This window comes from Achromobacter sp. SIMBA_011 (assembly GCF_046535435.1).
Lineage (GTDB): Bacteria > Pseudomonadota > Gammaproteobacteria > Burkholderiales > Burkholderiaceae_B > Achromobacter > Achromobacter dolens.
This window is the reverse complement of the sequence record NZ_JAWRWN010001029.1, coordinates 1-245: the sequence shown is the minus strand read 5'-3', so window position 1 is coordinate 245 and position 245 is coordinate 1. Positions and strand designations below refer to the sequence as shown.

At 63.7% G+C, this 245-nt stretch carries 1 pseudogene; it reads left to right on the top strand.

The features are described from left to right. Positions 1-245: pseudogene (locus SB816_RS34135) on the top strand (hypothetical protein); the annotation flags it as partial.

The following is a 245-nucleotide window of genomic DNA, read 5'->3' as shown; positions in this document are numbered from 1 at the left end:
CATCCGGACCTGTTTCACGCCGAGGCCCCAAGGGTCGTGGAGATAACCGATCTCGCCTCCAGCCTGATCTCGGAATTGCTGGGCGAGGAGCACCAGCCGGCCGCTTTCCACCGGCAGGGTCTGGTGCGGGCCCTTTTGCTGGATGAGGTCAACCGTTTGCCGGAACGTCCGCTTGGGTTGCCCTTTCCCGAGAACCAGCGTCTGGCTGCCCTCTGCCGTGATTTCCTGAAAAAGCCGGTCGCGCG